Annotated in this window: 1 protein-coding gene; it reads left to right on the top strand. The window is 65.8% G+C overall.

Annotated features, from left to right (window positions below; genetic code table 11):
* A partial coding sequence (locus U1700_RS14645) for a DNA topoisomerase (ATP-hydrolyzing) (RefSeq protein ID WP_332753424.1) occupies window positions 1-1,308 on the top strand: 1,308 nt, incomplete at both ends.

Here is a 1,308-nt window from a genome sequence, read left to right as displayed (position 1 = left end):
CGGAGCGGTATTTGGTCTATGCGCTGTCGACCATCACCGCGCGCTCGCTCCCCGATGTGCGCGATGGCCTGAAGCCGGTACACCGGCGGCTGCTCTGGGCGATGCGGCTGCTCAAGCTCGATCCGGCCTCGGGCTACAAGAAATGCGCGCGCGTCGTCGGCGACGTGATCGGTAAATACCACCCGCATGGCGACCAGTCGGTCTATGACGCGATGGTCCGCCTGGCGCAGGATTTCGCGCTGCGCTATCCGCTGGTCGACGGGCAGGGCAATTTCGGTAATATCGACGGCGATAACGCCGCCGCGTACCGCTATACCGAGGCACGGCTGACCCAGGTCGCGATCGACCTGATGGACGGGTTGGACGAGGACGCCGTCGCCTATCGCCCGACCTATAATGGCGAGGAGCAGGAACCCGAGCTGTTCCCCGGCCTGTTCCCGAACCTGCTGGCGAACGGCGCCAGCGGCATCGCGGTCGGCATGGCGACCAGCATCCCGCCGCACAATGCCGCCGAGCTGCTGGAGGCCGCGATCCTGCTGGTCGATCAGCCGGATGCGGATGACGACGCGATCCTGGCGCTGGTCAAGGGACCGGACTTCCCGACCGGCGGCATGGTCGTCGATGCGCCCGCCATCCTGCGCGAAAGCTACACCACGGGGCGGGGCGGCTTCCGTGTCCGCGCACGTTGGGAAATCGAGCGCGAAAAGGGCGGGGGCTGGCAGATCGTCATCAGCGAAATCCCGTACGGCGTCGCCAAGGGCAAGCTGATCGAACAGATCGCCACGCTCATCAACGACAAGAAGCTGCCGATCCTGGCCGATGTGCGCGACGAATCGGATGCGGAGGTCCGCATCGTCCTCGAACCGCGCGCGCGCACCGTCGATCCGCAGGTGCTGATGGACGGACTGTTCCGCTTTTCCGACTTGGAGACGCGGATCAGTCTGAACCTCAACGTGCTCGACAAGGACCGTACCCCGCGCGTCATGTCCCTGCGCGAGGCGCTGGCCGCCTGGGTCGAGCATCAGTTCGTGGTGCTGCGCCGCCGCTCCGAGCATCGTTTGGGCAAGATCGCCGACCGGATCGAGCTGCTCGACGGTTATCTGGTCGCCTATCTCAACCTCGACCGGGTGATCGAGATCATCCGCACCGAGGACGAGCCCAAGGCGGTGATGATCGAGGAGTTCCGCCTGACCGACCGGCAGGCCGAGGCGATCCTCAACATGCGACTGCGCTCCCTGCGGCGGCTGGAGGAGTTCGAGATACGCGGCGAGCGCGACAAGCTCGACAAGGAGCGCGAACAGCTGACCC

Source organism: Sphingomonas sp. RB1R13 (assembly GCF_036663775.1).
In the GTDB taxonomy this organism is placed as follows: domain Bacteria; phylum Pseudomonadota; class Alphaproteobacteria; order Sphingomonadales; family Sphingomonadaceae; genus Sphingomicrobium.
Note: the sequence above shows the minus strand (reverse complement) of the source record. Positions and strands in the feature narration are given on the sequence as shown.